The sequence below is a fragment of the Sorangium sp. So ce124 genome (assembly GCF_051525235.1).
Lineage (GTDB): Bacteria > Myxococcota_A > Polyangia > Polyangiales > Polyangiaceae > Sorangium > Sorangium atrum.
Genome location: NZ_CP150312.1, coordinates 8,903,721 through 8,930,092 on the forward strand (window position 1 = coordinate 8,903,721; position 26,372 = coordinate 8,930,092).

Annotated in this window: 21 protein-coding genes; 7 read left to right on the plus strand and 14 right to left on the minus strand. The window is 70.5% G+C overall.

The features are described from left to right. Positions 1-70: 70 nt before the first annotated feature. The 8 genes from WMF19_RS33275 to WMF19_RS33310 form a co-directional block, all read right to left on the minus strand. Positions 71-2,893 carry a VWA domain-containing protein gene (locus WMF19_RS33275; protein ID WP_437894044.1) on the minus strand — a complete coding sequence of 941 codons (2,823 nt, stop codon included), beginning with the start codon at positions 2,891-2,893 and terminating at the stop codon, positions 71-73. Beyond that, positions 2,890-4,797: a vWA domain-containing protein gene (locus WMF19_RS33280; protein WP_437894045.1), complete on the minus strand. Its 1,908-nt coding sequence runs from the start codon at positions 4,795-4,797 to the stop codon at positions 2,890-2,892. The genes WMF19_RS33275 and WMF19_RS33280 overlap by 4 nt, the downstream gene beginning before the upstream one ends. 2 nt (positions 4,798-4,799) lie before the next feature. Continuing rightward, the gene (locus WMF19_RS33285; RefSeq protein WP_272094834.1) at positions 4,800-5,753 is read right to left on the minus strand and encodes a DUF58 domain-containing protein; all 954 of its coding nucleotides are present in this window, start codon (positions 5,751-5,753) and stop codon (positions 4,800-4,802) included. An 18-nt stretch (positions 5,754-5,771) separates the two neighbouring features. Further along, complete coding sequence (locus WMF19_RS33290) at positions 5,772-6,776, minus strand: AAA family ATPase (RefSeq protein WP_437323898.1); 1,005 nt, start codon at positions 6,774-6,776, stop codon at positions 5,772-5,774. A 72-nt stretch (positions 6,777-6,848) separates the two neighbouring features. Beyond that, positions 6,849-8,789 carry a hypothetical protein gene (locus WMF19_RS33295; RefSeq protein WP_437894046.1) on the minus strand — a complete coding sequence of 647 codons (1,941 nt, stop codon included), beginning with the start codon at positions 8,787-8,789 and terminating at the stop codon, positions 6,849-6,851. A 364-nt stretch (positions 8,790-9,153) separates the two neighbouring features. Then, positions 9,154-9,957 (minus strand): response regulator transcription factor, encoded by an 804-nt coding sequence (locus tag WMF19_RS33300; protein WP_437894047.1) that lies wholly within the window; start codon positions 9,955-9,957, stop codon positions 9,154-9,156. Positions 9,958-10,082: 125 nt separating this feature from the next. Further along, the gene (locus tag WMF19_RS33305; protein ID WP_437894048.1) at positions 10,083-10,757 is read right to left on the minus strand and encodes a hypothetical protein; all 675 of its coding nucleotides are present in this window, start codon (positions 10,755-10,757) and stop codon (positions 10,083-10,085) included. After that, complete coding sequence (locus WMF19_RS33310; RefSeq protein WP_437323902.1) at positions 10,757-11,362, minus strand: hypothetical protein; 606 nt, start codon at positions 11,360-11,362, stop codon at positions 10,757-10,759. The genes WMF19_RS33305 and WMF19_RS33310 overlap by 1 nt, the downstream gene beginning before the upstream one ends. Before the next feature lie 453 nt (positions 11,363-11,815). Between WMF19_RS33310 and groES the strand changes: the two genes are divergently transcribed. The 3 genes from groES to WMF19_RS33325 all read left to right on the plus strand — a co-directional run bounded on the left by groES (position 11,816) and on the right by WMF19_RS33325 (position 14,430). Then, a complete protein-coding gene (gene groES, locus WMF19_RS33315; protein WP_012238539.1) occupies positions 11,816-12,106 on the plus strand; it encodes a co-chaperone GroES in 291 nt (96 codons plus the stop codon). A gap of 33 nt (positions 12,107-12,139) precedes the next feature. Continuing rightward, positions 12,140-13,768 (plus strand): chaperonin GroEL, encoded by a 1,629-nt coding sequence (gene groL / locus WMF19_RS33320; RefSeq protein WP_012238540.1) that lies wholly within the window; start codon positions 12,140-12,142, stop codon positions 13,766-13,768. A gap of 128 nt (positions 13,769-13,896) precedes the next feature. Next, complete coding sequence (locus WMF19_RS33325; protein ID WP_437323903.1) at positions 13,897-14,430, plus strand: GNAT family N-acetyltransferase; 534 nt, start codon at positions 13,897-13,899, stop codon at positions 14,428-14,430. 40 nt (positions 14,431-14,470) lie between these two features. Here WMF19_RS33325 and WMF19_RS33330 read toward each other — a convergent pair whose 3' ends face one another. Together WMF19_RS33330 and WMF19_RS33335 are read right to left on the minus strand one after the other, a co-directional pair. Further along, positions 14,471-14,998 carry a TrmH family RNA methyltransferase gene (locus tag WMF19_RS33330; protein ID WP_437709093.1) on the minus strand — a complete coding sequence of 176 codons (528 nt, stop codon included), beginning with the start codon at positions 14,996-14,998 and terminating at the stop codon, positions 14,471-14,473. A 15-nt stretch (positions 14,999-15,013) separates the two neighbouring features. Next, complete coding sequence (locus WMF19_RS33335; RefSeq protein ID WP_437323905.1) at positions 15,014-15,853, minus strand: PDZ domain-containing protein; 840 nt, start codon at positions 15,851-15,853, stop codon at positions 15,014-15,016. 64 nt (positions 15,854-15,917) lie between these two features. Here WMF19_RS33335 and asnS point away from each other — a divergent pair, with 64 nt between their 5' ends. From asnS to WMF19_RS33355, 4 genes are all read left to right on the plus strand, one after another. Beyond that, entirely contained in the window at positions 15,918-17,258 is a 1,341-nt protein-coding gene (gene asnS, locus WMF19_RS33340; RefSeq protein ID WP_437894049.1) for an asparagine--tRNA ligase, read from the plus strand. Between the two features lie 580 nt (positions 17,259-17,838). Continuing rightward, positions 17,839-18,576, plus strand: a complete 738-nt coding sequence (locus tag WMF19_RS33345) for a class II glutamine amidotransferase (RefSeq protein WP_272094844.1) — start codon at positions 17,839-17,841, stop codon at positions 18,574-18,576. 28 nt (positions 18,577-18,604) lie between these two features. Next, a complete protein-coding gene (locus WMF19_RS33350) occupies positions 18,605-19,303 on the plus strand; it encodes a hypothetical protein (RefSeq protein ID WP_437894050.1) in 699 nt (232 codons plus the stop codon). Between the two features lie 41 nt (positions 19,304-19,344). Continuing rightward, the gene (locus WMF19_RS33355; protein WP_272094847.1) at positions 19,345-20,259 is read left to right on the plus strand and encodes a patatin-like phospholipase family protein; all 915 of its coding nucleotides are present in this window, start codon (positions 19,345-19,347) and stop codon (positions 20,257-20,259) included. 360 nt (positions 20,260-20,619) lie between these two features. Here WMF19_RS33355 and WMF19_RS33360 read toward each other — a convergent pair whose 3' ends face one another. The 4 genes from WMF19_RS33360 to WMF19_RS33375 form a co-directional block, all read right to left on the minus strand. After that, entirely contained in the window at positions 20,620-21,105 is a 486-nt protein-coding gene (locus WMF19_RS33360; protein WP_437894051.1) for a hypothetical protein, read from the minus strand. Between the two features lie 122 nt (positions 21,106-21,227). Beyond that, entirely contained in the window at positions 21,228-23,135 is a 1,908-nt protein-coding gene (locus WMF19_RS33365; RefSeq protein ID WP_437894052.1) for a beta-ketoacyl synthase N-terminal-like domain-containing protein, read from the minus strand. Then, entirely contained in the window at positions 23,132-24,043 is a 912-nt protein-coding gene (locus WMF19_RS33370; protein ID WP_437894053.1) for a hypothetical protein, read from the minus strand. Before WMF19_RS33370 ends, WMF19_RS33365 begins: the two co-directional genes overlap by 4 nt. Beyond that, the gene (locus WMF19_RS33375; RefSeq protein ID WP_437894054.1) at positions 24,040-26,352 is read right to left on the minus strand and encodes a beta-ketoacyl synthase N-terminal-like domain-containing protein; all 2,313 of its coding nucleotides are present in this window, start codon (positions 26,350-26,352) and stop codon (positions 24,040-24,042) included. The genes WMF19_RS33370 and WMF19_RS33375 overlap by 4 nt, the downstream gene beginning before the upstream one ends. Positions 26,353-26,372 lie beyond the last annotated feature (20 nt).

Sequence of the window (26,372 nt, forward strand, 5' to 3'; positions counted from 1 at the left end):
GGACGCGCACCGGCGCCGGGGAGGAACGGGGGATCGGCCGTCATGAGGGGCTCCGCTTTGCCATGGGTCCTCATGTGGCCGGGAGGCGCCGGCCCCCTACCCCTCGGCCCCGGCGCGCGACGAACTTCCGGTCGAAGAGCCGCACCCGGCGGACGAACAGATCGAGCAGGAAGACGACCATCGCGGCGTAGATGAACTGCTGCCAGAGCTCCTCGTGGAACGTCACCTTCTCCCCTGCCGGGTCGAAGATGGCCGCCACGCCGTTCGGATCGACCGCCCCGCCGGTCGACGTCGCGGCCTTCTCGAGGATGGCGAGCTCGGGCTCGAAGCTCGCGTACTCGCGGGGGTACGGGTTCGAGACGTGGCCGTAGCTGACGGCGACGGGCCGGAGCGAGCCGTCCTCGGCCTCGCGCAGGTGCTCCGCCCGCAAGAGGAACGAGCCGTACCGATCCAGCGCAAGCGCCGTCTCGTAGCGCCCCGGCGCGGTCTGACGCATGTCGACGACCCGCGTCGCGCCGCCTGGCTCGGGCCCGATGAGGGTGAGCCGGGACGTCAGGTTGTTCTCGAACCGGTCGTCGGCCCCGAACGCGTCGACGGACGCGCGCAGCTCTCCGTCGACGATCTCGGCCTTCATGTCGAGCTCGCGCCGGTGCTTCTGGCGCATGTGCTCGTGGACGAGCTGTCCCCAGAATTTCTCGAAGCCTGGCCACCTCAGCCACTCGACGGCCCAGCGCGCCTTGACGTCGCTCGTCCAGGCCAGCGTCCACCCGAGGCCGACGCGCCAGCGCGCGAGGATCGGCTCCTCGCTGTCGCTCGTGAGCAGCTCCTGGGCCGGCGGCGGCTTCAGCTTGGTCGAGACGTAGCCGTGCAGGTTGGGCGCCGTGCGGACGTCGACGCCCCGGAGGAACGCCGCGTCGCCGACCTGGGTCACCGGGAACCACTCCTCGACGGCGGCGGCGCGCGCGACCATCTCGGTCTCCTTGGTGAAGATCCGCGGCAGGTTGTTCGGATCCGGGACCGCGTGGAAGCGCCCCCCGCCCACGTCGGCGATCATCTTGAGCAGCTGCTCGTCGAGGTCGTTCCCGAGCCCCACGGTGGTCACGGTGATCGACTCGGCGATCATGGCGGACACGAGGTCCCGGATGCCGCCCGTCGACGCCTTGCCGTCCGTGAGGAGGATGACGTGCTTCTTGCGCGCCTGCGTGACGGTCATGTCCTGGTAGGCGGCGTCGAGCGCGGAGAAGATCTCGGTCCCGCCGCCCGGCTGGATGCGCGCGATCTCGCCCGCGATCCGCGAGCGGTTGCGCGCGGGCTGCATCTTCACGTAGCGGGTCGGCGCCGAGTCGAACGCGATCACCTCGATCAGATCGTCCGACGACAGCACCCCCGCGGTCGCCTTCGCCGCGGCCTTGGCCATCTCGAGGGGCAGCCCGGTCATCGATCCCGAGCGATCCATGACGAGCGCCATCGCGACGCTCGGCATGTCCTTCTTTCGCTCGTTGTCCATCCGGACCGGCAGGATCCGCTCGATGGTGGTGCGGTACCAGCCGCCGAGGCCGTACCCCGACTCGCCGCCGGCGAAGAGGAACCCCCCGCCGAGATCCCGCACGTAGCTCTCGATGATCTCCTGCCCCTGCAGGCTGAGCGCTTCCTTCGGGGTATCGGACACGATCAGGAAGTCGTAGCGCTCCATCTCCTTGAGGGAGCCGGGGAAGCCAGCCGGCGGCCTGACGTCGACGTCGAGCTGCTGCGCGGTGAGCGCGCTCGAGAGCGGGCCGGCGTGCTGCGGCGTCCCCTCGACGTAGAGCACCGACGGGCGCCCGGGCACGTCGATGGTGGTCGCGTACCGGTTGTTCTCCTTGAACTTGTCGTCCGCGATCTGGTCGAGCTCGAGCGCGTAGGTCACCTGCCCCGCGATGCGCACGACGCTCTTGAACACGACGTCGTTCGGCCCCGCCTTGAGCTCGAGATCCCGGATGCCCTCGAGGCCGTTCAGCGCCTCCCCCTGGAAGAGCCGCGCGCGCGCCTTGGTGGCGCGGCTCGCATAGATGTCGGCGTGGATCTCGAACGTCTCCCCGACCTTGACCCGGTCGGGCATCCTCAGCTCTCGCACCGCGACCTCGGGCGGCGCGGGCCGCCGGTACGGGATGGAGAACAGCCGCACCCCGACGTCGCGCGCCCGGTTGGCCTCGGCGAGCACGTCGCCGTCCGTCTGCACGCCGTCCGACATCAGCACGGCGCGCTTGAGGTAGCCGGGCGGATACAGCCCGTAGGCGAGCTGCAGCGCGGCCTGGAGGTTCGAGCCTGCGCCGAGATCGCCGCGCTGTCCGTTCGCGTCGAGGTGGCGGCCGATGGGCGGCGCGCGCCGCTCCGCCTCGCGACCGGCCGCCTCGCCGGCCGCGCGCTCGAGGAGCCGCGGCCGCCGCGCGAAGGTGATCACCTTGATGACGCCGTCCTCGGGCTTCTCGGCGAACGCCTTGTCGAGCGTCGCGCGCGCGTCGTCGAGCGCCTCGTCCGTCACCGACTCGGAGACGTCGATGAGGTAGATGGTGGCGACCTTCTCCGTGGTCGCGGACCTCGCGAGCCGCGACAGCCCGAGCGCGATCAGCGCGACGAACGCGACCCGCAGCAGCACGGAGAGCACGCGCTGCGGCAGAGGGAGGTCGGCGAGGGATCCCGCGAGGACACCGACGAACCAGGGCGCGAGCAGGATCGCGCCGAGCATCTTCGGGTTGAGGAGCTCGTACTTCACCCCCTCGCGCACCCACGTCAGCGTCGGATCCGGGTGCAGGAGGACATACCTCCGGTACGCCCAGAACAGGATCCCGCCGAGCGCGACGCATGTGATGGCCCACGCGACGATGCGCAGCCTGCGACCACGGAACGCGCTCACACCGTCACCCTCCTGTGGTACGTGAACCACTCGATCGCGGTCACGACGAGCACCGCCGCGAGCAGGTAGACCCAGAGCTCACGGCGAACGCCGATCTTGAACTCGCTCACCGCGCCCGCGCCGCGGCCGTCGACCTTGAGCTCGGCGGCCGGGGCGATCGCGCTCTCCTCCGGCGCCGAGAGGTTCGCGGCGAACATGCTCTCCTCCTGCGCGCCCGCGGCGCCGACGCGCAGCGTGTAGAAGCCGGCGTGCTGCCCGAGGAACACGGCGCGCCCTTCCTGGATGGGGACCGTGCGCGTCGTCCCGTCGGGCTGCTCCAGGCTGGCCACCTCCGCCGACGAGGACGCCGGGATGTGCCAGACGGAGCCCGTGCGGAACGAGGAGATGTAGCTCGTGTCCTCCTCGACGAAGTTGTTGATCGCGTTGAGCAGGAAGAGCGGCCAGGCGATGCGGAGGGGGAAATCGCTCTCGCGAACGTCGAAGCCGAGCGCCACGAATTTCACGCCGCTGCGACGCCCCTCGATCAGCAGCGGGCCCTTGTAGCTCCGGCCGACGACCCTGTCTTCCTTGTTGCCCTTGAGCACGTGGGCGCGCGCGACGTTCACGTCGCTGAGCGCCGTGTAGCGCAGGAGCGGGTGCTTCGCGTCGAGCTCGTCGAAGCCCAGGCGGTAGTTCGGGTCGTCGTCGAGGACCTCCTTGCCCACCTCGAACGGGACGCTGGTCCCGGTCGGGTTGAGGTAGAGCAGGCTCCCGCTCCCGGGCGCGACGCTCGGCGCCACGCCGTCGAAGATGGTCACGTCGAACGAGGCGGCCGCCGGGTACCGCTGCGGATCGACGAAGGTCACGTCGAGGTACTCGTCGAGGAGCAGCGCCGCCTCGAGGAACATGTTCCCCGCGGAGACGACCTGGACGCGCGCGCGGCGCCGCTCGGGGAGGAGCGCGTAGGCGCGGTTGTCCGCGGGGAGGTCGTCCGAGCTGCCGTCGGCCAGCGAAAGCTTCGCCTCGAGCGTCTTCGATGCGCCGGAGAGGTTCGGGTAGAAGCGGGGCAGCTTCTCCCTGGGCTTGAGCCGGATGCGCGTCAGATCCGTGAGCTGGCCGTCGCCGAGCAGCGACAGCTCGAGATCGAGGGGCTCGTCGCTCGTGTTGGTGACCTCGAGCATCACCTCGTAGCGGCTCTTGTCGAGCGGGTAACGCCGCACCGAGAACTCGGTGATGGCGGCGTTCCTCGATCCCTTGCCGATCGGCAGGTACGAGAGCTTGATGTCGCCGAGGCGCACCTGTCCGCCGGCGTCGGTCGGCTCGCCGAGCGCGCCGTCGCTCACGACGATGACCTCCGGCGACGGGAGCCCGCTCAGGGTGTCGCTCGCGAAGCGGAGCGCGCGCGCGAAGTCGGCGGTGGCGTCGGTCGGCCTCACCGCCGCGACGGCCGCCTCGAGCTCCGAGATCTCTCCGGTGAGCGTCGACAGGGGCGTGATGGCCGCGTCCATCTGGGCCAGCAGCATGCGGTCGCTGCCGGAGAGGCCGCGGACCATCTTCCTGACCTCTTCCTTCGCGAGCTCGAGGCGCGAGGGAGCGACGTCGATGGCCTGCATGCTCGCGCTCGCGTCGATGAGGACGACGATGTTGCGCCCCTCGACGAGGTTCGCCTGCGGGCGCGGATCCCCCAGCGCGAGCAGGAGCAGCGCGAGGAGCGCGAGCTGCAGCAGCAGCGACAGGAGCCGCTTCAGCTGCGAGAACAGGCTCGTCGCCTCCTTGTCCCGGAGGATGCGCTCCCAGATCCTCGAGAAGGGGACCGCGACGGGCCGCCGGCGCAGCTTGAGGATGTAGAAGACGACGACCACGGCCCCGGCGAGGGCGCCGATCTGGAGCAGTGTCTGCAGCGGAACGCCGGTGAAGTGCAGCATCGCTACCGGAGGAAGCCGCCTCGGCGAAACACGCGAAGGATCAGCTCATCGAAGGGGACGGACACGTCCGCGCGGAAGTAGCTCACCTGCCGCGACGTGCAGAAGCGGCGGATCTCGTCGAGGTACTGCTCGTAGGCCTCGGCGTAGCGCTCGAGCACCTTGGGGGTCACCGTGACCTCGCGCTCGTCGCCGGTCTCGCAGTCGTAGACGCGCACGTCCCCGCGCAGCGCAGGCCGGGCCTCGCGCGCGTCGACGACGTGGAGCACGAACGGCTCGAACCGGTTGTACCGGAGGACGTTGATGCCGCGCTCGAAGCCCGCCGGATCATAGAGATCGCTGAGGATCACGGCGAGGCCGCGCCGCTTGTGCTGCGCCACGAAGGTCTTCATCGCCTCGCCGAGGTCGGTCGGGCCCTCGGCGCGCGCCTGCCCGAGGAAGCGGAAGATCCTGAAGATGCGCGCCTTGCCCCGGGTCGACTGCATGCGCCCGCTAATCTCGTCGGTCGCGGTGACGATCGCGATGCGGTCGAGGTTGGCGAGCCCCACGTACGCCAGCGCCGCGGCGAGGCGCTTTGCGTGCCGCAGCTTCTCGCCGTCGCCGAACGCCATCGACGCCGAGGTGTCGACGATGAAGTAGATCGAGAGATCTTCCTCCTCCTCGTAGAGCCGGATGAGGAGCCGGTCGAAGCGCTGGTACGCGGCCCAGTCGAGGTACCGGAAATCGTCGCCGGGCGCGTAGTCGCGGTGGTCGGCGAATTCGACCCCTGAGCCGGTCTTCTTGGTTCGCCGCTCCGCGCGCATCGCCCCCGAGAAGACGCGGCGGCTCACCATCGCGAGGTAGTCGAGCTTGCGCTGGAACTCGTCGTCGAAGAGCTCCTCGTCGGGGGCGCCCGCGGAGAGCGCGGAGAAGCGGCGCAGCGGCGCGGCGGCCCTCTTGAACGCGTCGAAGAGCCCCATGCTACCTTCGACGGCGCCTCATTTGCTCTCCGGAAGGTGCTTGAGGATCGCCTGCAGCACCTCGTCGGTCTTCACGCCCTCGGCCTCGCCCTCGAAGTTGAGCAGCACGCGGTGCCGGAGGGCGGGGAGCGCGCACGCGCGCACGTCGTCGACCGACGCCGCGAACCGCCCCTCGAAGAGCGCGCGGATCTTCGCGGCGAGCAGCAGCGCCTGCGCCCCGCGCGGCGATCCGCCGAACTTCACGAACCGCTTCACCTCGTCGAGGCTGCCTCCCTCGGCGGGGTGGGTGGCCTGGAGCAGCCGCACCGCATAGTCCTGGACGTGCTTCGCCACCGGCACCTCCCGGACGAGCCGCTGCATGGCGATGATCCGCTCCTTGTTCAGGACCGGCCGCACCTCGATCGCGTCGGTGCCGGTCGTCCGCTCGAGGATCGAGTTCAGCTCGTCGCGGCTGGGGAACGGCACGTGCAGCTTGAAGAAGAACCGATCGAGCTGCGCCTCGGGCAGCGGGTACGTCCCCTCGCTCTCGAGGGGGTTCTGCGTCGCCAGGACGAAGAACGGCTCTTCCAGCGTGTAGCTCTGCCGCGAGACCGTGACGCGGTGCTCCTGCATGGCCTCGAGGAGCGCGCTCTGCGTCTTCGGCGTGGCCCGGTTGATCTCGTCGGCGAGCACGATGTTCGCGAAGATCGGCCCCTTGCGGAACGAGAACGACCGCTGCCCGCCCGCGTTCTCATCGATGACCGTGGTGCCGATGATGTCCGCGGGCATCATGTCCGGCGTGAACTGGATGCGCGAGAACTGGAGGTCGAGCGCCTCGGCCATGGTGCGGACGAGCATCGTCTTGCCGAGCCCCGGCACGCCCTCGAGCAGCGCGTGCGAGCCCGCGAGCATGCACGTGAGCACGCCGTCGACCACCTCGCGGTTGCCGACGATGACCTTCCCCACCTCCTCGCGCAGCTCTCCGATGCTCGCGCGGAACTCGTCCACCTCGGCCCGCGCTGCTTCCTTCGTCTTCTCGGCCATGACTTCCTGCTTCGCGCCCGCTGTCGCGGGGCGCCTGGTGAGGCGCGGTCGCGTTCGAGCCGCCGGCTCGACTCACTCGCGCGGCCTGATGAGCTGGAAATACCGGTTCACGTAGAACCGGTATCCATCAGGGATCTGATCCTTGTTGATCTGCTGCTCTGCGACCGTGTGATAGTCGGTGAAGACCTTCTTGTAGCCGGTCCCCTTGAAGCCCCGCTCGGCCGCGCTGAGGATCACCTCGCTGTTCGAGGGCCCTTGCTGCGTGTCGAGCCCCTGCGCCTGGACGTCCTGGGTCCCCATCTTCGGGTCGGTGCGCTTGCCCGCGATCTCGCCGCCGCGGCCGGAGCCGACGCCGTCGCCCCCGGGCTGGTTGCCGCCGTTGCTGTTGCCCTGGCCGCTCCCGGCCCCCTCCTGCCCCTGCCCCTGTCCGCCGCCGGGCATCAGGATCTTCTTGCCGCCGGGCCCGATCACCAGCTCCTGCCCCTGGCCTTGCCCGCCCTTGCCCTGACCGCCCTGGCCTTGCTGGCCCTGCTGCCCTTCCTGCTCGCCGTCGCCCTGCCCCTGTTGGCCCTGCCCCTGCTGCTCGTCGCCGCTGCCCTGGCTGCCGCGCGCGCGCTTTCCGAAGCGGAGCATCCTGGCCATCCGCTGCTTGCCCCCCTGCCCTTGCTGGCGCACGAGCTCCCGGAGCTCCTCGAGCCGCTGGCGCAGCTCTTCCTTCTCCTGCTCGGACATCTCCTCCTGCTGCATCCGGTTGATGTCCTCGGCCGCCTGCTCGAGATCGTCCGCTGACATCCCGAGGTCGCGCATCAGATCTTCCGCGGCCTTGGCGAGCTCGCGGTCGAGCCGATCGAGCTGGCGCCCGGTCCGCTCCTTCTGCTCGGCCTCGCGGTCGAGCCGCTCCAGCTCGCGCTCCTTCTTCTTGAGCAGCCTCTCCTGCTCGGATCGCTCCTGCTCGTTCGCGGGGGCCTTCTGCTTCTGCTTGAGGAGCTGCTCGCGCGCCTCTGCGCGCTTCTCGTTGATCGCGGCGAGGGCCTCCTTGCGGCGCGACGCCGCCTCGGAGAGCGCCTTGCGCAGCCGCTCGATCTCGGCCTTGTCGAACTTCTGCTTCTTGTCGCGGAGCTTCTCGGCGAGCTCCTTCAGGTCCTTCTTCGCGTTCTCGAGGTCCTTCTTCTCGAGGGACTCCCCCACGCCCTTCGCCAGGTCGCTCTTCTTGAGGTCGACCCCCGTCTCCTTCAGCGCCTCATCGAGCGCCTTCAGGTCGGCCTCGGCGCCCTTGAGGAGCTCGCGCTCGAGCGCCTCCATGCGGCGGAACGCCTCGGTGCGATCGAGGCGCTTGTTCGCGATGTCCTCGATGAGCTGGTTGAACCGCTCGACCGCGGACTTCATCTCCGGGCTCTGGTCCTGCCGATCGAGCGCCTTCGCCGCGTCCTTGAAGAGCTCGAGGTCGTCGGGCGACATGGTGAGCGCGTCGATGGTCGCCGCGACGGGCGCCTGCTTCCGCGGGGTGCGCACCTCCAGCAGCGCCACCGCGAGCACGCCGAGCCCCACCGCGGCGGAGGTCCAGAGCTCGCGAGGGACCGCGAGGGGCGCGGCGCCAGCGGCGCGCAGCCCTGAGGCGTGCTCGCAGGCGTCGTCGATCGCCGCCTCCATCAGGGGGGTGCGCTGCGCTGCGGGCAGCGCCTCGAAGGCGAGGGCGATCGTCAGCCGGTCGTGGAGGCCGTGGTGCCGATCGAGGGCGATGGTGCCGGCGCGGGGAGGCAAGCGTCGCAGCATCGCCACGACGAGGGTGGCCAGCACGAGCAGGCCTGCGCCGAGGAGGAGCTGGCGGGCGCGCGGCTCGCCGAGGTACGCCGGGAGCGCCTTGTGCACCGCGAGCGTCCCGGCAGCGAGCGCGAGCGCGAGGGTCAGCGCGCTCGGCAGCGCACGCAGCGCGCGCCCGAACCGGAGCCTCAGCTCAACCACGAGCGCGGCGCTGCGAATGCGGTCCAGTTGCTTCGTGCGAGAGTCGCTCACGGTGCTCAGCGCTCCGGGCGCCCCCCGCGGGGGCCCTCGAAGGGGAAACGTCGCAGCATTGTACCTGCTGACGGGTCAGGCGCCCGAAAGTTCCTGGGAGGCTCCCCGCGACGTGCGACGTGCGTAAAGGCTGCGCGCGACGTATGAGGCAATGACGCACGGCGAGCCCTGATGATTCCCGTGCAGGGCAGCCTCTGCGCTCAGCGTGCTGCCGGCATGGATGCGTGCTGCCGGCGGTGGGTGCGGGTCCTCCCTCCGAGCGCTGATCGGACGGTTCCTCTGCACCCGGCTCGGCGGCGGCATGCGTACGTTGCGTGGGAACGAGGGGTCGGGCCACTGCGCACGGCGCCCGCCTCGGATTGGATCACTTCATCGACTTCTTCTTGGGCGCTGCCTTGGCGGCAGGCTTCTTCGCCGCGGCCGGCTTCTTCGTCGCGGCCGGCTTCTTCGCCGCCTTGGCTGCCGGCTTCTTCGCCGCGGCCGGCTTCTTCGCCGCCTTGGCTGCCGGCTTCTTCGCCGCGGCCGGCTTCTTCGCCGCCTTGGCTGCCGGCTTCTTCGTCGCGGCCGGCTTCTTCGCCGCCTTGGCTGCCGGCTTCTTCGTCGCGGCCGGCCGCTTCGCAGCAGCCCTGCTCGCCACGGCACCGTTTGCCGCCGACTTCTTCGCCCCCGTCGCCCGTTCCCTGGAGGACGGCTGCGCAGCGGCCTCACGCTCCTCGCCGACCGTGCTCGCCTGGGCCTTGGCGCCGTTCGCTTCAGGCACCTGCTTCGCATAACGGGCGAGCGTCTCGCGCACCCGCGCGTCCAGATCCGCGAAATCGAACGGTTTGTTCAACCAGGCGTCCGCGGCGAAGAGCGGCGAGGTCATCTCGTTCAGGTTCTCGCCGATCCCGGTGAGCATGATGACGCCGGTGCTCGCGAACGGCCGTCCGTCGGACGTGTCGCTCTTCAGCCGCTTGCAGATCTCCCAGCCGCTCATGCCGGGCATCATCACGTCCAGGATCACCAGATCCGGCCGGTGCTCACGCGCGAGCTCCCAGGCAGCATCCCCCTCGGAGGCCTCGATCACAGAGAAACCCAGGTTCCTCAGGTGACGCGCAACGAGGCTCAACATCGCCGGTTCATCTTCGGCCACCAGCACACGGGGCGGCATCGTGCTCGCGGAAGGCATCGTGGATGCGGATGAGAGTACGTGCGCGCGAACCGGTCAAGAGAGAACGAGACCGCGCTGCCGCAGCCAGCGCTCTTCGCCGTTCGCCGTCCTCCCGGGCGACCCGAGCGCCAGGGAGGATGCGCTCACGCGGCGCGCGCGAGCGCGATCTTTTCCGTCTGCCCCGCCGCATAGAAGCGTCGCAGCGCGGCGAGCAGCTCGGCATGACGCCCATGGCGGGCAAACTCGGCCTCGAGTCGGCCCGCGAACCGCGCGGCCAGATCGTTCGCGATCCGGTAGCGATCGCCGGTCTCCGTGCCCGGTGGATCCATGAAGGTGACCCGCTCGAAGAGATGGGCGCGGATCCGCGCGGCGCGCTCGGGCTCGAAGCGCCCCGTCCCCGATGGGGCCGCCTCGTGGCGGCGCCGGAGCGGCGGACCTGGCGGCTCGACCTCGTCCGCCAGATCGCCATGAACAAGCAGCACGTATTTGTCGACCTCGGCCTGGAGCTCGAGCTCGAGCTGGGTCGCCGGCAGCTCCCTGCGGGCTCGCTCGGCCACATAGAGGAAGTGGCTCACGCCCTCGACGATCTGGCAGATCTCGTCCAGCGTCCCCTCTCGCCCTCGCGTGATCGCCCGGCGGGGCAGGTGCAGCGCGACCTCGATATCCCCGCCATCTCCGCCGGCGTGCCGGATCAGCAGCGCTTCGCGGGCGCTGCCGTCCGTCAGCTGGATGAAATCGTCGACCACGGGCGCGTCATCGAGCGCATAGGTGCGCGCCAGGTGCTGCTGGATCCGGGCCGGGAAGGTCGCCCCCCGCATCAGTTGAGCCCGCCCGTGCCACGGCTCGGCACGAGCCCTCGTGCCCCGAGCTCATCCGCGAGGCGGCTCGAGCCCGTACGAACCCAGCGCTCGTACAGCCGAAGCACCGAGCGCTCGTCCCGAGCTCCCGACGCGAGCGTACCGTCGGCCACATCGTTCAGGACGCTCACGAACCGCTCGAATTTCTCGGCCATCTCCGAAAGAACATCGGGCCCCTGGCCGACGCGCGCATTGAGGCGCAGCATAGCGGCCGCATGGTGGTAGGCGGTCGACCCGACCCCGACCACGTAGCCGCGATCGACCCCCTTGACCTCGATGTGGCCGCCGAAGAAGCCGACCACGTAGAGGACGCTGTCTCCCAGGTTGCGCAGCCGCTGGAAACGCTCCGCTCCGGAGGCTTCCAGCGCATCGCGCAGAAGAAAGGTCAGGGGCTGGTTGAAGGCAGACTCGGCATGCTCGTCCGGGTGAGCAAAAGCACAGAGCAGACCGACGAGGTAACTCGACGCCGCCTCGGTAGCAGCGACGTTCCGAACTCGGAGCGCCTCGTCCACAACCTCCTGGAAATAGCGGGTCATGCTCGGGGAGAGAGAGATCGCTTGGCTCACAGCGGCACCTCACTTATGCGGGTGCCCTGGATACCGACGTAACCCGGGCCACCGCGCGCTCAGGTCAACCAGACACGTCCTGGCGGCCTCCCTCGGGTTGGAGACCGTGAGGGCATCGCGTCACTGTGCTGCCGCAGCTTTGCCCTCATAAGTGCATTTTAGCCGAGGGGCTCCGCCGAGCCCAGCCTTGCGCCACGCACCTTCCCCTGCGATCTCCAGGACTTACAGCCACCTCTGCGCCTGGCTGCCAACGCGCAAAGTGCCGGCCTGGGGCCACTCTTGACACCCTCCAGGGGGTGGCTATCTTCGGCGCGCTCGCTAGCACTCGCCATAGGTGAGTGCTAGCAAAGTGCCCAGACTGCAATCGTATGGGACCTTGCCGCTGCTCAGACGGGCCGGCTGGGGTCTTGCCGTTCGTGGGACGCGGCGCTCGTCCCCGGAGGATTTGCAAAGATGAAGATTCGACCGCTCCAGGACCGCGTGATCGTTCAGCGCGTGAAGGAAGAAGAGAAGACCAAGGGAGGTCTCTACATTCCGGACACCGCGAAAGAGAAGCCGATCGAGGGGACCGTCGTCGCCGTCGGCAACGGCAAGGTCGCCGAGGACGGTACCGTGCGGAAGCTCGACGTCAAGGAGGGCGATCGCGTCCTCTTCGGCAAGTACTCGGGCACCGAGGTCAAGATCGACGGCGAAGAGCACCTCATCCTCCGCGAGGACGACATCCTCGGCGTGATCGAGAAGTGACGCGGGCGACAGAAGGAACTTAGGAGAGACACCATGGCAGCCAAGGAAATCATCTACAACGAGTCCGCCCGCAGCATGATCCTCGCGGGGGTCAACGCCCTCGCCGACGCGGTCAAGGTCACGCTCGGCCCGAAGGGGCGCAACGTCGTCATCGAGAAGAGCTTCGGCTCGCCGACGGTCACCAAGGACGGCGTGACGGTCGCCAAGGAGATCGAGCTCGAGAACCGCTTCGAGAACATGGGCGCCCAGATGGTCCGCGAGGTCGCCTCGAAGACGAGCGACATCGCCGGCGACGGGACGACCACCGCGACGGTGCTCGCCCAGGCGATCTACCGCGAGGGCTCCAAGCTCGTCGCGGCCGGGCACAACCCGATGGAGATCAAGCGCGGCATCGACAAGGCGGTCGAGGCGATCGTCGAGCACCTCCGCGGCTCCGCCAAGCAGACGAAGGACGCGAAGGAGATCGCGCAGGTCGGCACGATCAGCGCGAACGGCGACGAGACGATCGGCAAGCTCCTCGCCGACGCGATGGAGAAGGTCGGCAAGGAGGGCGTGATCACGGTCGAGGAGGCCAAGAGCGCCGACACGACCCTCGACGTGGTCGAGGGCATGCAGTTCGACCGCGGCTACCTCTCGCCGTACTTCGTGACCGATCCCGAGGCCATGAAGGCGAACCTCGAGGACTGCTACATCCTCATCTCGGAGAAGAAGATCTCCAACATGAAGGACCTGCTCCCGGTGCTCGAGGCGATCGCCAAGAGCCAGAAGCAGCTCCTCATCATCGCCGAGGACGTCGAGGGCGAGGCGCTCGCGACCCTCGTCGTGAACAAGCTCCGCGGCACGCTGCACTGCGCGGCCGTCAAGGCGCCGGGCTTCGGTGATCGCCGCAAGGAGATGCTGAAGGACATCGCCACCCTGACGGACGGCCAGGTGATCGCGGAGGAGCTCGGCCTCAAGCTCGAGAACGTCACGATCAGCGATCTCGGCCGCGCCAAGACCGTCATCATCGACAAGGACAACACCACGATCGTCGGCGGCCAGGGCAAGAAGGACAAGATCAAGGCCCGGCAGCAGGAGATCCGCGCCCAGATCGAGAACACGACGAGCGACTACGACCGCGAGAAGCTCCAGGAGCGCCTCGCGAAGCTCGTGGGCGGCGTCGCGGTCGTCAAGGTCGGCGCCGCGACCGAGACCGAGATGAAGGAGAAGAAGGCCCGCGTCGAGGACGCGCTCCACGCGACCCGCGCGGCCGTCGAGGAGGGCATCGTCCCGGGCGGCGGCGTGGCGCTCATCCGCGCGCAGAGCTCGCTCGAGAAGCTCAAGGTCAACGACGAGCAGCGGTTCGGCGTGAACATCATCCGCCGCGCCATCGAGGAGCCCCTCCGCCAGATCTCGGCCAACGCCGGGGAAGAGGGCTCGATCGTCGTGCAGAAGGTGCGCGACGGCAAGGACTCGTACGGCTACAACGCGGCGTCGGGCGACTACGGCAACCTGCTCGAGATGGGCGTCATCGATCCGGTCAAGGTCGTCCGGTCGGCGCTCCAGAACGCGGCCAGCGTCGCCAGCCTGATGCTCACCACCGAGGCGCTCATCGCCGAGCGGCCGAAGGAGGAGAAGCCGGCGGCCGGCGGCGCCCACGCGGGCCACGGCCACGACTTCTGATCGCGACGCGCCGCGCTGACCGTTAAGCCCGGCGGGCGAGGGCCGACTTCCTTCTCGGGAAGTCGGCCCTTCGCCATTTCGACTTCCGGCGGGCCGCGGCGCATGATCTGATCCGGCGCAGGTTCGCGATGAGCACCCTGACTACCGAGCGCCTGGCGCTCACCCCGGTCTCGCTGCCCCTGCTCGAGGCGGTCATCCGCGGAGATCGCGCCGAGGCCGAGGCCCTGTCCGGCGCGCGCTTCCCCGACGCCTGGCCTGGGCGCGCGCTCGTCGAGCGCGCCTTCAGCTCGCCGCTCGACCGGCTGCGGGACGATCCAGAGGCGTTCCTGTGGGGCACGCGGCTGATGGTGACGTGCGGGCAGGAGGAGCGCGTCGTCGTCGGCAGCGTGGTGCTGAACGGCCGGCCCGACGCGACCGGCACGGTGGAGATCGGCTACGGCGTCGAGGGCAAGTCCCAGGGCCAGGGCTACGCCACGGAGGGGTCGCGCGCCGTCCTGCACTGGACGCTGCAGCAGCCGGGCGTGAAGCGCGTGATCGCGACCACGCCGGCCTGGCATCGCGCGTCGCTCCGGGTGATCGAGAAGCTCGGGATGCGCCCTGCTGGAACGCTCGAGCACGACCTCCTGGGCGAGCTCCTCGTCTTCGAGCGCTACCCCGAGTAGCGCCCCGCCGTCCACAGGCGGGGGCCCGCCGCGGCGCCGCTCACCCGCCTGCGCGGCTCACGCCGCCGCGCGGGTCGCGCCGCCGAGCCCACTCGCACAGGGTCATGCCCGCCGCGATGGCCACGGGGTACGAGTGGTTGATCCCGTACATGGGGATCGCGATCACGTCCTCGCACGCATCGAGCAGCGCCTGCGGCAGCCCGTCATCCTCGCTGCCGAAGAGGAACACGAGCCCGCTGGGGAACGGCGCCTCCCAGAGGGTCCGCCGCGCGTGATCGCGCTCCACGCCGATGAGCGGGCGGCCGCGCGCCGCTTCGAGGAAGCTCGCCTCGTCGGGGCACTCGACGATGGTCTCGTACTTCTGCATGCCCATCGAAGCGCGCTCGTAATAGGGCTCGGTCCCGATCAGGAAGATCTCCCGGACCAGGAACGAGTGGGCGACGCGGATGATGGCGCCGATGTTGAACGGGTTCTTCGCGCGGCAGACGGCGATGGAGAAGTCGCTCCGCAAGGGGGCGAGCTCTTCGCGGATCTCCCGGGTGGTGAGCCCGAAGGGCGGGATCTTCACGGCGCGCTGGCTCCCCTACTCGGCGGCGAAGCGATCGAACAGCGGATAGATGGGCCCCTCGTGGACCCTGATCCGCTCGGTCGTGCCCGTGGCGTGCTTGACCAGGAGAACGAGCCCGGCGCGCGGCACGGCGTCGAGCGCGCCCCGGATCGCCGCGACGGACATGCGCCGCAGCGGCTGCCCGGCGATCTCCAGCACCTCGTCGTCCTTGCGGAGCCCGGCGCGCTCTGCAGGCCCGCCCTCCATGGTGCGCGAGATGAATGCGGAGCCGGAATGCAGCTGGTACCAGAGGCCGAGGCCGAACCTGGCGTGCGCCGGCTGGAACGCGAGCGTGAGCGAGCCGCCCGCATCGAGCTCGACCTCGATCTCGCCTGCGGCTCGCTGCGTGTCGCTCGGGCGGCCGATATCGCGCACCCCGATCGGCTTGTCGACGAGCGGGTCCGCTTCCCAGACCTCCACCCGGAGCCGGTCCTCGGGCAAGATCTGGAAGTTCCCGCTGGGTCCTTCGGGCCAGGTCGGCTCCAGCGTGTTCGTTTGCTCCGCCGTCCGAAAGATCTCCGCGCCGTTGACGAAGACGCGGACATAGGGGTCCGGGAGGTCGCCGGCGCCGGAATCCCAGGCTCGGCCGTCCCGAGTGCGCTCCGGGATTCTCGCACGGACGACCCGAAGCCATCGGACGTCCTCGGGCGGCGGAGGATGCAGCTCCTGGTCTGAAGGAGGCTCGCGCAGGCGGGTCGAGAGCTCGGGATAGAGCGCCGAGCAGCCGCCCGCGGCGAGCGGCGTGCCACCTGCAGCGAGCAGCACGATGAACGCGGGCAAGCAGAGCGAGAGCGCGCGATGCCGTCGGAGGACCAAGATGGCGCCATTTTTGGCCGGAGCCGGCGTCAGCCGCAACTAAACCGTGCTATTTCGGGCGCCCATGCAGGATCAGCCCGTCATTGCTACCAGCGACCTCAGCGCGCACGTCGGCAGCACTGTCGTGCTCCGCGGATGGCTCTACAACAAGCGCTCGAGCGGCAAGCTCCACTTCCTCGAGCTGCGCGACGGCTTCGGCACCGTCCAGTGCGTGATGGCGAAGAGCGACGTCGGCGACGAGGTCTTCGCGGCCGCCGACAAGGTCACCCAGGAGAGCGTGATCGATGTCGTCGGCGAGGTGAAGGCGCACCCGAAGCGCGCCGGGGTCTACGAGATCGCCGCGTCCGCCTTCCGCGTGCTCGCCCCCACCACCGGCGAGTACCCCATCTCCCCGAAGGAGCACGGGACCGACTTCCTCATGGATCACCGCCACCTCTGGCTGCGATCGAGGCGGCAGCACGCGATCTTGCGTGTTCGTCACACCATCATCCAGGCCGTCCGCGACTTCTTCGACGGGCGCGGGTTCACGCTCGTCGATGCGCCGGTCTTCACGCCGAACGCGTGCGAGGGGACGAGCACGCTGTTCCAGACCGACTACCACGGCGAGAAGGCGTACCTCACCCAGTCGGGGCAGCTGTACATGGAGGCGGCAGCGGCCGCGTTCGGGAAGGCGTACTGCTTCGGCCCCACGTTCCGCGCGGAAAAGTCGAAGACCCGCCGCCACCTGGCCGAGTTCTGGATGGTCGAGCCCGAGGTGGCGTTCATGGACCTCGCGGGCGACATGGACCTCGCGGAAGACTTCCTCTGCTTCATCGTCGAGCGGGTCCTCGAGCGCCGCCGCCCCGAGCTCGCGGTGCTCGAGCGCGACGTCGGGAAGCTCGAGGCCGTCAAGAAGCCGTTCCCGCGCATCCGCTACGACGAGGCTGTCGCCATCCTGAACGAGGCGCGCGCGGAGAAACGCAAAATGGCTGGAGAGGCTGGAATTCCAGACTTTCCCTGGGGCGAGGATTTCGGCGGCGAGGACGAGACGATCATCTCCGGCCGGTACGATCGTCCCGTCATGATCCACCGCTATCCGGCTCAGGTGAAAGCCTTCTACATGAAGCGCGATCCGACGGACGACCGGCTCGCGCTCTGCGTCGATGTCCTGGCGCCGGAAGGTTATGGAGAGGTGATCGGCGGCGGGCAGCGCGAGGATGATCTCGCCACCCTCGAGCGGGCAATCGAGGCGCATCGGCTGCCCCCCGAGGCGTTCGGCTGGTACCTGGATCTGCGCCGGTATGGCACCTTCCCGCATGCGGGCTTCGGGCTGGGCATCGAGCGGAGCGTCGCCTGGATCTGCGGTCTGCCCCACGTGCGCGAGACGATCCCGTTCCCGCGCATGCTGAATCGGCTCTCGCCGTAGTGCCGCGCGTCAGAGATCCTGCCGGGAAATCTGGGCACCGCTTGGCAGCGCCTCGTTCACGGCGCGATGCGCCACGGCGCCGACGCGACGGGCCGAACGCGTGCGAGCGTGGAAGCGTGGAAGCGTGGAAGCGTGGAAGCAGACGAGGCTAGCCGCTCCCCGCGCGCGCCCACGCGTCGGAATCGCAACGCTGTGCGAGGAGCGTGAGTAAGAGGTAACGCGATCGGCAAGCCCACGCGACGCGCGACAACGGCGGCCAGTGTGGTCAGGCCGTGCCCGCGGCGCAGCTCGCCGCTGGGGATCCGTTTTTGCTCCGCTTGCAGGGCGACTCTGTCGTATCAAGAAAGCATAGGGCGCAACCCGCGACCCACGCTCACTCGGCCGACCGACGGAGCCACCCCTGCTTGCAGATGAGGGAGCGCTCTACCGGCGAGCCGGACCCTGCCCCCGCCTCCCCGACCCAACTCGCGAGGACAAAGCTATGGCTCGTCTCGTCGGCTTTATCGGTAACCGTCCGGATCTCGGCGCGCGTGCGATCGAGCTCGAAGAACGTGCCCTCACGGTTCGCCGAAGGGAGGGCGTGATCCCTGGCTGGGGGGTCGGCTTCTACCAGGGAGGAGAGATTCTCCTCAAGCGCCGGCCGATCGACGATCGACCCGAGATCAGCCTGGTCGACATGACCAAGGACGTGCGCGCCGACATCCTCGTGGCGCATGTCCGGGCTGCGACCGTCGGCAGCTTGCGCACCGAGAACACGCACCCGTTCCGCTATCGGCAGTGGCTGTTCGCCCACACGGGCACGGTCGAAGGGTTCGCCCGCCTGCGGAACCAGCTGAGCGACTCGCTACCGCAGTTTCTCCAGCGCGACGTTCGCGGCGAGACGGACAGCGAGATCCTCTTCCACCTGTTCCTGTCCTTCCTCCACGACAGCGGCCAGCTCGATCGGCCCAACGTGGACGCGGCGAGCGCGCGGACGGCCCTGCGGTCCTCCATCGCGCTCGTCGACCGGCTCTGCGCGGAGGAAGGGGCGGGGCCGAGCGCGATGAACATCGTGGTCACCAACCCCGAGTACCTGCTCGCCGCCCACGGCGGCACGTCGATGGCGTACCGCATTTACCAGGGCAGCGAGGACATGGAGAGGCTCCTCAGCGACGGCGGGTTGGGCCGAATGCGCATGCCCGACTATGCCGCGAGCCGCCTGACGCTCGTCGCGTCGGACTTCGATGACGACCAGGCCCCCGCAGGGTGGACCCACGTTGGCGAGCGTGCGATCGTGACGTTCACCCGCGCCGATGCTCCCGCGATCGAGCCGATCTGAACGCCCGAAGGTCCCGCAGGAGGCCAGGGTGCATGCACCGCCGGGCGGCTCTCCGGACACCTCTCGGCCGTCGCCAGCGTGTCCTTCGCTGCTCGTCGCCGTGATCGCGGGCTGGTCGCTCCTGGGGTGCGGCCGAGGAGAACCGGCTTCCTTTCCCACCGCCGCCGAGCTCTCTGACGAGCGCCGCCGCCCTGACGGCGTGGCGCTCGATCCGGCGAGCACCCCGCCGCCACCGACGAACCAGGCGGACGCCGAGGACAGCGTCGTTACCCTCCGGACGCCTCTCGGCATCGGCGCCGCGCTGGATGTCGTGGACGAGTTCTTCCGGCGGGTGGTCGCCGAGGACAGCGAAGCCCTGAGCGAGCTGCTGACGCGCGATGCCCTCGCGATCCACACCGGCTCGGGCGGATCGGGGCAGCCGCCGAGCGCCGGGCTCTGGTGGGAGCAACGGTTCCGGCGACTCGAGTACGGAAAGCTCGCCGGAGAGCCGGTCTATCGGGAGTCGGAGCTCCAGATCTTCCGGGCCGAGGACGTGCTCGCGACGCCGCAACACCCCGCGATCCAGCCGGAGACGCTCGATGACCAGGACGTCGTGATCCGCGTGCCGATCGCGACAGCGCGGGTCGCGACGGATCGCCTGCTCGGCGACGAGATCGTCGTCTGGCTGCGCCGCGACGGCCCGCGATTCAGGATCTACCGCCTGCTCGAGGACTTCCAGTTACAGTAAGCTTTGCGCTTGTGCCATATCTCCGACAAGATCGGGGCTCGATGAGCCGCCTCAAGATCGCGTTCGTGGGCTCCGGGGGAGCGGCGCGAGGCCTTGCGCACCTCGGCGTGCTGAAGGCTTGCGAGGAGCTGGGCATCCATCCGGAGATCTACGTGGGCGCGGGAGCGGGCGCGCTGGTCAGCGCGACGTACGGGCAAGACATCCCGCTCGATGTGCTGCTCGACGCCTACCGGCTCCCCTGGAGACGGCGTCACCGCGGGCCTCGCCTCCACGTGTCGAGCTTCTTCGGAGCTCCCGCGCTGCGCGATCTGCTCGATCCGGGATACCTCTGCTCCGGGGTGTTCTCGATCGACAGGCTCGAGCGCTACGTGCGCCGGACGCTGCCGATCAACGACTTCCGGCAGCTGCCGCACGCGGTCTTCGTGACGGCGGTCGACGTGGACAGCGCCAAGCGGGTCGTGTTCGGCCCGGGCTACGACGAGGCCACGCCGATCAGCCAGGCGGTGGCCGCCAGCTGCTGCGTGCCGGGGCTGTTCCGGCCCTACCGCATCAACGGCCGCTATCACCTGAGCGGCGAGGTGATCCGGACGCTCTCCGCCGACGTGGCCGTGAATGCCGGCGCGAACATCGTGATCATCTCGAACATCTACCGTCCCGAGGAGCGCGACGAGTCGCAGCGCTCGATCGCGAGGAGCGGCGCGCCCAGCGTCGTCCGGCAGTCGCTCAGCATTCTTCTCGCCGAGAAGGAGCGCCGCGGCGTCGAGCTCCTCTCCAAGCTCTACCCGAACGTCACCTTCCTGGACGTGGCGCCCGCGATCGGCCGGTACAGCTACATGAACAGGTTCGCCGCCAAGCCGCTCGTCCTGCGCGGCTACCGCACTGCGCTCCGCATACTCGCCGCCGCGAAGGAGAAGGGCGTGTTCGATGCCCCCTCCTCGAAGAGCGCACTGAACTAGTACTACAGTTGCACATGCTCCGGGCCGGACGACTCGTCAATGCGGTTCCAATGCGGTTCCGCGCAAACCTGGTGCGAGCTGCAGAGCCCGGGTGCCCACCGTCCCGCCGAGCCCGACGTCGAGCATCCCGAGGCTTAGATGGTTGCGCCAGTTCGCCAGGCAGCAAACTGCAACTGTAGTACTAGAGCGGGGAGCAAGTTCGTGCGCTACGGGCCCATCCGCGTCGTTCGGCTCGCTGCGACGTACTTTCGTGCGCCTCACTCGCCTGCCTAGCGGCTGAGCCCGTCGCGCACGAACCTGCACCCCACTCGCCGCTCGCCCCCGCGTCCGTCGACGGCGCCGTCGCGCAGCGACCGGCCGCTACATTCCCGCGACGATGCGGTACTCGTCCTGGTACTCCACCAGCTCCAGGCGGTTGTCGTCGACCTTGCGGCGCCACTCTTCGCCCTTGCCGCCCGGGATGCGATAGCTCGCGCTGAAGGTGTAGTCGACGTAGATGACGTCATCGCCCTTGAGGACGCGCCGGTAGCGGATCTCGTAGCGGATGGCGCGCGCGTCCTGGAACTTGCCGGTGAGGTACGTGCGCAGGCCGGCGTAATCGAGGTCGTCCGCCGCATCGATGTTGCCGCCGTCCTCGTAGTACTTGGGCGACGCGAGCTTGAGCAGCTCGCTCACGTTCTTGCTCTCCACCGCGTTGCGATACTTCTCGCAGAACGAGATGATCTTGCGGTTGTCGTCGTTGTCCTCCACGTCCGTGTTCGGGATGTAGTGGGTCGCGCACCCGGCGAGGACGGCCGAAGCAACGACGAGGAGCGAAGCGACAGCTTTTGTTTGGCGGCAGAACATACGCGGGCAGGACAACGCTCGGGGGAAGCAGCTGATTCCAGCCGGGAACCTTGCCAGATCGAGGCGCGGATCGGCAAGCGAAGCGATCACGATCACCAAGGATGACGCGGACGGGCGCGCCGCTACGCGTGCTCCTCGAGCCAGCGGAGGAGGGCGAGGTGGCCGACCGGCCCGTCGTGGTCGACAGGAAGGTCGGGATCGACCTTGCGCAGGCGCTCGTCGTCGCCGGGATCCGCCTGCAGGAGGAGCGCGACGGCGCCGCTGGCGAGCGCGCGGTGCCGGGCGCCGGTGAGGCTGAGCAGCTCTCGTGCGACCGGCCCGGCGTCGTCGGCCGCGAGGACGACCATGCGGTCGGCGTCCGAGGACGCGACGAGATCGGCCGCGGCGCGGAGCGCCTCCAGCGCGCCGCCGAGCCCGGCGCCTACCGCGAAGCTCGGCCCGGTGAGCTGGTACGCGATGGCGCACTCGCCCGCGATCGCGTTCGGCGACGTCGCAGGGAAGAGGCGCGGCTCGACGAAGCGGGCTCCGCGCGCGCGCCGGCGGGCGTCGTAGGTATCGTTGGTGTCGATCGTGGCGAGCGCGTGGCCCGCGACGATGCCGGCGCCCCGCAGGCGATCGGCGCCGACGATGGCGGCGAGCGCTGCCACCGCCGTCAGCCCGAGCCGGCAGAGCGCGTCGAGGCGCGCGAGGCGGTCGCGCGCGATGCCGGTCGCCTCGGCGAGGCGCCCGAGATCGGAGCCCGTCACGCGCGCGTGCGCGCGGAGAACCACGGCGCGGGGGCGCCGCGGCCGGCGCCCGCTCGCGGAGGACGTGAGCAGGAGGGCGGCGTTGGCGCCGCCGAACGCCGCCGAGAGCTTGAGCGCCGAGGAGAGCGGGCGGGGCTCGGCGCGCTCGAGCAGGTGAGCCGGAGCGTCGGGGTCGAGCTCGCCTTCGGAGGCCGCCGGCGGAGCGATGGACGCCTCGAGGGCGGCCGCGGCGGCGAGCGCCTCGAGCGCGCCCGCGGCCCCGAGGGTGTGCCCGATCTGAGCCTTGAACGGGTGGACCACCGGCGGAAGCGCATGCGCGCCCGGCAGCGTGCCCGAGCCCTCCACGGCGCCACGCGAGAGCAGCGCGGCGATCGCGCGCGACTCCATCGCATCGTTGTAAGGCGTCGCCGTGGCGTGGGCGCTGATGAGACCGACGCGCGATGCAGGCCACCCGGCGTCAGCGAGCGCCGCGGCGCCGGCGCGCGCGAGCCCCGAGCCGGTTCGATCCGGGGCGGTGATGTGCACCGCGTCCGTGGACGCGCCGAAGCCGGCGACGCGGGCGATCACCGGGGCGCCGCGGAGGCGGTCCTCGCGGACGAGGGCGACGACGGCGGCGCCCTCGCCGAGCGCCATGCCGTCACGGCCGATCCGGAACGGGCGCGACCGGGACGCCGTGGTCGCGCGGAGCGCCTCGAAGCCGGCGGCGACGAAGATGCTGAGGGCGTCGTAGCCGCCGGCGAGCACGAGATCGCAGGCGTCGCGATCGAGCCAGCGGAGGCCGAGGCCGATCGCCAGGGTGCTCGCCGCGCACGCCGCGAGCAGGTGCGTGCGCAGCGGGGTCCGCTCGAGCCCGAACGCGGCGAGCGCATCGTTGAACGGCGCGAAATAGGTCGCGCCCGAGGCCAGCGCGGCGAGCGAGCCGGCGTCGGCCCCCTCGGCGCGCGCGGCGAAGAACCGCTCCGCGGTGAGCATGCCGCCGCTGGAGGTGCCGAGGGCGATGCCGATGCGCTCGCCGCGAAAGCCCGGGCGCGCGCCCTCCAGCGCCGCGAGGGTCTGCGAGAGCGCCGCCTTCAGCAGGTCCGTGGCGCGATCGGCGCCCGGAGCGACGCCGAGGTCCGCGGGCGCGCGCGCGGCGAAGGGCCGCAGCAGGCCGGCGCGCGCCAGCTCCTCGTCGCGCGTGATCGCGACAGGCGCAGGCTCGCCAGCCCGAGGGACGCGGTACGCGAGAGGGCCGAGGCCGAGCGCCGAGACAGCGCCCGAGGCGATGACGCAGGCGTCGCTCATGAGCCGCCCCCCGGCCGGAGCGCGTCGGGATCGACGAACGCGCGTGGATCCGGCGCGCGCTCCCGCTCCTCGGCCTCGCAGATCACCGTGATGAGCAGCCCGGTCGAGGCCTGCGCGTAACGGACGTTGCCGCAGCCCATGCCCTCGGCGATCACGACCTCCTCGTCGAGCCGGCGCCGGCGGGCGCCCTCCGCCGTCGACCACGTGGTGCGGCGCGCGCCGATCACGCCCCGATCGTTGACCCGCAGATCGATCACGGCGTCGCCGTCGCGCAGGACGAAGGAATCCGTGCTCGCAGCGCGCGAGTACCAGAGCAGCGTCCCCGCCGCCGGATGGAGCATCCACCAGCGCAGGAAATCTACCGGCAGACCGCGGAGTGAAGCCCGAGGCGTCGAGGCGTCGCCGCGCCTCAGCAGATCGAGCGCGGGCACGGCGAATCGGAAGCGATCGCCGCGCGCCCACAGGTCGAGCGCGGTGGTGCCGCCCGGGCCGAGGAGGATCATCCGCAGCGCGCCCTCCGGCTCGGGAGTGTCGCTCTCCGCCGCGCGTGCGCGCCCTTCGATCGCCGGCGGGGCGACCGCGATCGCGCCGCGCGCCTCGAGCACGTGACCCGTGCGCGGCTCCCGCAGCGCCATGCGAACGCGGAGCGTGCGCGGGCCGGCCCCATCGACCTCGCGCCGGAGACCTGCGAGGCGCTCGCGCCCCTCGCGCCACGCGGAGGGGTCGAGCCGCGCGGCGGCCGTGCCCGCCGATGGGCCGGGCAGGAGGCGCGCTAGCTCGGCGTCGAGCGCGCCGCGCCGCGGAGCGCTCGCGGCGCAGGCGGGGAAGCACGCGAGCAAGAGCAGGAGGCGCCCAGCGCTGACGAGGCGCCGCGCACGACGGCGGGGAGCGGGCAGCGATGTCGTCACGCGTCGCCGGGAGCGACAAGCAGGATGGCGTATCCCCGGTCGGGTGCGCCGCCCAGGACGAGCACGCTCGCGAGGTCGCGGCTGGCGAGCGCCGCGACCGCCGCAGCGGCGGCGAACCCGCCGGCGCCCTCGTGATCGCCTGAGCGCGGCGCGAGCAGGGTACGCGGCACCTCGGCCCACGGTGAGCCATGCAGGCAGGCGGCGAGGCGCTCCTCCTCCCGTCCGACGAACACGGCGGCCGGCGACGGGACGGTGGCCTGCGCTCGCAGAGCGCTCTCTCCCGGAGCGACGAGGCGCGCCGGCGCTGGCGCTCCCACGAGCATCCCCACGCCGTCACCCCGCCAGGAGTTCCACCAGGACACCGTCGCCACCGGGCGCGCCCCTCGCTCACGCGCCCGCGCGGCGCTCTCGAAGAGCAGCACGGCAGCGCCCTCGCTGCGGACACCGCTGCTGACGACCTGCGAGCAGATCGGACCGAGGCACCGCTCGATCATCGGGCTCGTCTCCTCGACGCTACCGGCGGCGAGCACCTCCCCCTCCCCGGCCGTGATGAGCTCGATGGCCGTGACCATGGCCGCTTCCGCGGTCGCTCCGAGATCGGCCATCGCGAACACCGGGCCACGTAGGCCCAGGTAGATGGAGGCATGCCCGACCGGCGACGAGGGGACCAGGTTCGGAAAATCGGCGGGGCTCGCGTACTTCGCGCCCTTGTCGTAGATGCGTCGCATGTAGGCGGTCGAGGCGTCGACGCTGCCAAAGGACGCGCCGACGATGGCGCCGGGAAGGGTGCGGCTCGGCGCGACGTCGGCCGCCGGATCGCCCGCGCCGGCCTCGGCCTGAACCGCGCCACCGAGCCCGGCATCCGAGAGGGCCGTGAGGATCGCGGCCGTCGTCAGCCGGCCAGCTCGGTCGAGCCGCCTCGCCCGCGCGAGATCGAGGTGCGCGGCCGTGTTGAAGGGGATGGCTCCTTCCGCTGGCGGAGGGCCAGGCTCGAGATACGCGGCGCCGCCGCGGGACGCGAGGACGCCCAGCGGGCCGATCGTCGCGGCCGCTGTCACGACGACCGAGCGCCGCCGGGGCGCGCCGCCGGCGTCGAGCGGCGGTGGGAAACGGCCGGGCTGCGCGAGCACGAGCACGCTGTCCGTGCCGCCGAAGCCGAACGAGTTCGACATCGCCGACCGGATCGGCGCCTCGCGCGCCTCCTTGAGGTGCACGAGCTGGCACTCCGGATCGACCTCTTCGAGACCGCCGGTCGGGGGCATCACGCCGCGCGCGACGGCGAGGGCGGTGATCGCCGCCTCGATCGCGCCCGCTGCGCCGAGCGTGTGCCCGATCTGCCCCTTCGAGGAAGAGACGGCGATGCGGCTCACCTCGGGGCCGAGGCAGGCGCGCAGGGCGGCGCTCTCCATGACGTCGTTCAACGGCGTCGCGGTGCCGTGCGCGTTGACGTAATCCAGATCCGAGGGCGTGAGCGCCGCGCACCGGAGAGCGTCGCGCATGACGCGCGCGGCGGTGCGCCCCTCGCGCTCGGGGTTGGTGATGTGATGAGCCTCGGCGCCGGTCGCCCATCCGCGGAGCTCGACGATCGGCTCCGCGCCGCGTGCGCGCGCGGCGTCCTCGGACTCGAGGAGCAGGAACGCCGCGGCTTCGCCGAGGTTCAGGCCGGCGCGCCGCCGATCGAACGGGCGGCACGGCTCCGGATCGACGGCCGCGAGCGCGCCGAAGCCGGTGTAGGTCAGCCGGCACAGGCCATCGGCGCCCCCCGCGAGCACGCGGGTGGAGAGGCCGGCGCGGAGCCAGGCCGCGCCCAGCAAGATGGCGTTCGCGCCGCTCGAGCAGGCGCTGCAGACGCTCCTCACCCGCCGGAACGGACCGACGGCGGCGCGGACATGGTCGGCCGTCGAGGAGAGCGGATGCGAGAGCATCCGCTTCAGGGGGGCGATCGCGCTGGGGTCGTGCGATAGCCAGGCGAGCAAATCCTCCGTCTCGAACATCCCGGCGGTCGTCCCGCCGACCACCAGGTCGACCGGAACGGCCCTCGGATCGATGCCCGCGTGCGCGAGCGCCTCGCGGGCCGAGAGCACGGCCATCGCGTCGGTCCGAGACCACCCTTCCGCCTCGCCGGGCGGAGCGACCTCCTCGGGGGAGAGGTCGCGGACCTCCGCGGCGATGCGCCCGCGCGTCCCGGGGATCTCGAACAAGGAGAGCGGCGCGAAGGCCCGCTCTCCTGTGATGAGCCGGTCCATCGTCTCGCTCGCCCCGCGCGCCAGGGGCGAGACGACCCCGATGCCCGTCACCCAGATGCGCACGCCCGAACGGCTCTCTGCGG

Excerpts from the sequence above, each read along its gene's own strand:
- WMF19_RS33280 (WP_437894045.1), bottom strand. The coding sequence starts at position 4,797 with ATGCTGCACTTCACCGGCGTTCCGCTGCAGACACTGCTCCAGATCGGC.
- WMF19_RS33285 (WP_272094834.1), bottom strand. The coding sequence starts at position 5,753 with ATGGGGCTCTTCGACGCGTTCAAGAGGGCCGCCGCGCCGCTGCGCCGC.
- WMF19_RS33290 (WP_437323898.1), bottom strand. The coding sequence starts at position 6,776 with ATGGCCGAGAAGACGAAGGAAGCAGCGCGGGCCGAGGTGGACGAGTTC.
- WMF19_RS33300 (WP_437894047.1), bottom strand. The coding sequence starts at position 9,957 with ATGCCTTCCGCGAGCACGATGCCGCCCCGTGTGCTGGTGGCCGAAGAT.
- WMF19_RS33305 (WP_437894048.1), bottom strand. The coding sequence starts at position 10,757 with ATGCGGGGGGCGACCTTCCCGGCCCGGATCCAGCAGCACCTGGCGCGC.
- groES (WP_012238539.1), top strand. The coding sequence starts at position 11,816 with ATGAAGATTCGACCGCTCCAGGACCGCGTGATCGTTCAGCGCGTGAAG.
- groL (WP_012238540.1), top strand. The coding sequence starts at position 12,140 with ATGGCAGCCAAGGAAATCATCTACAACGAGTCCGCCCGCAGCATGATC.
- WMF19_RS33325 (WP_437323903.1), top strand. The coding sequence starts at position 13,897 with ATGAGCACCCTGACTACCGAGCGCCTGGCGCTCACCCCGGTCTCGCTG.
- asnS (WP_437894049.1), top strand. The coding sequence starts at position 15,918 with ATGCAGGATCAGCCCGTCATTGCTACCAGCGACCTCAGCGCGCACGTC.
- WMF19_RS33355 (WP_272094847.1), top strand. The coding sequence starts at position 19,345 with ATGAGCCGCCTCAAGATCGCGTTCGTGGGCTCCGGGGGAGCGGCGCGA.
- WMF19_RS33360 (WP_437894051.1), bottom strand. The coding sequence starts at position 21,105 with ATGTTCTGCCGCCAAACAAAAGCTGTCGCTTCGCTCCTCGTCGTTGCT.
- WMF19_RS33365 (WP_437894052.1), bottom strand. The coding sequence starts at position 23,135 with ATGAGCGACGCCTGCGTCATCGCCTCGGGCGCTGTCTCGGCGCTCGGC.